General features: G+C 70.8%; 4 protein-coding genes and 1 pseudogene. All 5 read left to right on the top strand.

Annotated features, from left to right (window positions below; genetic code table 11):
* Positions 1 to 982 (top strand): LacI family DNA-binding transcriptional regulator (locus tag VGR06_RS01470; protein WP_327557083.1); only part of this gene is annotated, 982 nt, incomplete at its 5' end.
* Between the two features lie 173 nt (positions 983 to 1155).
* On the top strand, positions 1156 to 1386 hold the full coding sequence (locus tag VGR06_RS43760; protein ID WP_414637125.1) for a VOC family protein: 231 nt from the start codon (positions 1156 to 1158) through the stop codon (positions 1384 to 1386).
* A 339-nt stretch (positions 1387 to 1725) separates the two neighbouring features.
* Positions 1726 to 1992 (top strand): annotated as a pseudogene (locus VGR06_RS01465) (VOC family protein); the annotation flags it as partial.
* A 46-nt stretch (positions 1993 to 2038) separates the two neighbouring features.
* A complete protein-coding gene (locus VGR06_RS01460) occupies positions 2039 to 2410 on the top strand; it encodes a hypothetical protein (protein WP_327557082.1) in 372 nt (123 codons plus the stop codon).
* A complete protein-coding gene (gene tnpB, locus VGR06_RS01455; RefSeq protein WP_327557081.1) occupies positions 2407 to 3762 on the top strand; it encodes an IS607 family element RNA-guided endonuclease TnpB in 1356 nt (451 codons plus the stop codon). The genes VGR06_RS01460 and tnpB overlap by 4 nt, the downstream gene beginning before the upstream one ends.
* Positions 3763 to 3794: the final 32 nt, after the last annotated feature.

Genomic DNA, 3794 nt, shown 5'->3' with positions numbered 1-3794 from the left:
CACCGTGGGCCGGGCGCTGGCCGACGATGAGCGCATCAGCGAGCAGACGAAGCTCCGCGTGCGTCAGGCCGCCGCCGAGATGGGGTACGTCGGCAACCGGGCGGCGCGGATGATGCGTGGCGCCTCCAGCAAGGTCGTCGGGCTCGTGATTCCCGACATCCGTAACAGCTTCTACGCCACGATCGCCCACGAGCTGTCCAAGATCATGGAGGCTCAGGGCTTCCAGCTCATACTCGCGGAGACCAACGATGATCGGACGGTTGAGCTGCGTCACCTGCGTGAGCTATCAGCCAGCAGGGTCGCGGGCGTCGCCATCGTGCCGACCGCGCGCCCGCACCGCGACTCGGTGAGGCTGCTCCAGGGCATCCGTCACGTGCAGCTGCTGCACAAGCACCCGTCGCTCGGGTCGCAGTGGTTCGGCCTCGACGACCACCTGGCGTTGCGGCAGGCGACCGCGCACCTGGTCGATCTGGGACACACCCGCATCGGCTACGTGGGTGGTCCGGCCGAGCTACCCACCGGCGGGCAACGCCTGGAGGGCTATCGCAAAGCTCTGCAGGAGGGTGGCGTGCGGAGCGGGGCCGGCCTGGTTGAGCTCGGACCGCCGTCCTCGGTCGAGCACGGCCGGGAAGCGATACGCCGGCTCCTGGGCGTCTCGCCGGTACCGACCGCGGTCGTACTCGGTTCGGTCCAACACACCGTCGGGGTGTTGGACGGGCTGTTCCGGATGGGCGTCAAGGCGCCCAAGGAGCTGTCGGTCGTCGGCTTCGGTGACGACCCCGGGTTCTCCTGGTGGGGGCCGGGGCTCACCACGATCAGCCTGCCCATTCGGGACATGGCCGCGGCCTGCGGGCTGTGGTTCATCCGCCGCCTGAGCAGCCAACCCGGCGATGACAGTGCGTACGCTTCGGTGTCGCCCGGCTCGCTCATCGTACGCGGCAGCACGGCACCGCCGGCGGCCGCGCGCAGGCGCTCTGCCTGAAAAGACCTCCTGCACACCCTTGCGCTTCCGGCGTTGCAGGAGCCATAGTTCTTCTGATGAGTGCTATCGATAGCAATACCTCGGTGGTGCAACTGAGAGGAGCGTTCTCACCATGTTGCCACCGGTGAACCTTACGGCCGCCGTTCAACATCAGCCGATCGAGCCACCTCCGTTTGACCGTCGCCGATCTCGCGGAGAGCCGCAACTTTTACACGAACATTCTGGGTCTCGTCGTGACCGAGGAGGACGACTCCGCCTGCTATCTGCGCGGCCTGCAGGAGGCGTGCCACCACAGCCTCATCCTCGAGCAGTCGAGGGACGGCGGTACGTGCCGACGGATCGGGTTCCGGGGTGTTCTTCGACGAGGACCTCGACGTCGCCTACCGCTACTTCCGGGATCATGACCTGCCGGCCACCTGGGTGGAGGCGCCGCACCAGGGCCGGACGTTGCACGTGAGCGATCCGATCGGGACGCCGATCGAGCTCTGCGCGACCATGGAGACGCGGCCGCGGCTGCACATCGATTTCGAGGAGTACAGGGGCGCCCACGCCCAGCGGCTGGACCACTACCAGATCCTGGCGCCGGACACCTACCAGCTGTGCGAGTTCTACAGCGCTCTCGGGTTCCGGAACTCCGAGTATCTCGCTCACGGCAGCACACTCATCGGTGCGTTCATGTACGGCAAGGGAACCTGCCTCGACCTCGCCATCGTCACCGGTAGCGCCCGCGGCTCCACCACTTCGCCTACACCGTCTCCGAAAGCCGCGACATCTTCGCCGCGTGCGACTTCGCCGGTATCCGCGGCTACGGCGACTCGGTCGAGCGCGGTCCCGGGCGGCACGGGCCGGGCGGCATGCTCTTCGTCTACCTCCGCGACCCGGACGGGCACCGGGTGGAGGTGTTCAACAGCCACTACCAGACCATCGACATCGAGGTCGAGCCGGTGCGCTGGGACGCGGCGTCGCTGACCACCAACGCCAGGTGGGGGTTGCCAACTGTTGCCTGCTGAGTGAGCAGGAGTGAGTGTTGGTGAACTTGAGTGAGTGGGGCGGCCGTTGACGGGGGCGGAGGAGTGGGTGGTGTGGCGCTGGTGGTCGGGTGGGTGGTTGCGCGGGTTCGTGTTCGCCGGTGGCGGGCCGGTGTGGGCGGCGTTCGTGCCGGGAGTCCGGTTGCTCGCTGGTTTGTCGGAGACTGCGGTTATCGTCGTCGTCATGGGTTTTCGTGACTGCCTGACCGGGTTGAAGGCGGGGTTGCTGGCCGATCGGCGCGCCGTGGCGGGCGGCCGGATCGGGGCGCTGGGCGTGGGCGGCGCGAGTGAGCGGGGTGGGGATGTGGTGGGTGGCCGCTTTCAGGCGTGGTTGACATGGCGGCGCGCGGCCGCGGCGGCCGCGGTGGCTGGCCGGGGCGGCGGCGGTGGGCGGGGATGAGCGCGGTGGTCAGGCAGGCGTACCGGTTTGCGTTGGATCCGAGTCCGACGCAGGCCCGCGCGCTGGCGCGGCACGCCGGGGCGGCCCGGTTCACGGTCAATTGGGCGCTGGCGCGGGTGAGGGCGGACCTGGCCCAGCGCGCGGCCGAGCGCAGCTACGGGATCGCCGCCCAGGATCTGACTCCGGCGCTGGGCTGGTCGCTGCCGGCGTTGCGGCGGGCGTGGAACCAGGCCACGGACGAGGTGGCGCCGTGGTGGGTGGAGTGCTCCCAGGAGGCGTTCAACACCGGGCTGGACGGCGTGGCCGGTGGCCTGGCCAACTGGGCCGCGTCGAGGTCGGGCAAACGCAAGGGCCGCCGGGTCGGCTTCCCGCGGTTCCGGTCCCGCCGCCGGGCCAGGCCGTCGGTGCGGTTCACCACGGGCGCCATCCGGGTGGCGGCCGACCGGCGGCACCTGACGCTGCCCCGGCTGGGCCGGATCCGCACGCACGAGTCGACCCGGAAGCTGGCCCGCCGGCTGGAGGCCGGCACGGCCCGGATTCTTTCCGCGGCTGTCCGGCCGGAAGCCGGCCGCTGGTTCTGCTCCTTCACGGTCCAGGTCGACCGCGCCGTCCGCGCTCCCCGACGGCCCGCCGCGGCGGTCGGGGTGGACCTGGGGGTGTCCAACCTGGCGGTGTTGTCCACCGGCGCCCGCGTTCCCAACCCGCGCCACTTGGACGCGGCCACGCGCAGGCTCCGGGCGGCCGCCCGCGCCATGTCCGGCCGAGCCGGCCCGGACCACCGCGCCGGGCTCCGGCCCTCGAAACGGTGGGAGCGCGCCCGGCACCGGGCGGCCCGGCTGCACGCCCGGGTGGCCAACCGGCGCCGCGACGGGCTGCACAAGCTCACCACCGGCCTGGCCCGCGGCTACGGCACGGTGGTCATCGAAGACCTCAACGTCGCCGGCATGCTCGCCAACCGGCGGCTGGCCCGGCGGCTGGCCGACGCCGGGTTCGGCGAGATCAGACGGCAACTGGCCGACAAGACCGCGTGGAACGGCGGCGTGCTGGTGGTGGCCGACCGCTGGTTCCCCTCGTCCAAGACGTGCTCGGCCTGCCAGCCGGTGAAACCCAAGCTGTCCCTGGCCACGCGCGTGTTCATCTGCGAGGACTGCGGCCTGGTCCTGGACCGCGACCTCAACGCCGCGCGCAACCTCGAGCAGCACGTCGCCCGGAGTGGCCAGGAGACGCAAAACGGACGTGGAGCCGACCAGAAGACCCGGCCCAGCCGGGCAGGTGGCTGCGAGGCGTCTACCCCGCACCGGACAACCGGGCAAGACGGGGACCGCCCGCTGGCAACAGCGAGCTGCGAGTAGGACGCTCACTAATGCTCACTCACTCGCAACGG

The organism is Actinophytocola sp. (assembly GCF_036002505.1).
In the GTDB taxonomy this organism is placed as follows: Bacteria; Actinomycetota; Actinomycetes; order Mycobacteriales; family Pseudonocardiaceae; genus DASYTH01.
Note: the sequence above shows the minus strand (reverse complement) of the source record. Positions and strands in the feature narration are given on the sequence as shown.

Excerpts from the sequence above, each read along its gene's own strand:
- tnpB (WP_327557081.1), top strand. The coding sequence starts at position 2,407 with ATGAGCGCGGTGGTCAGGCAGGCGTACCGGTTTGCGTTGGATCCGAGT.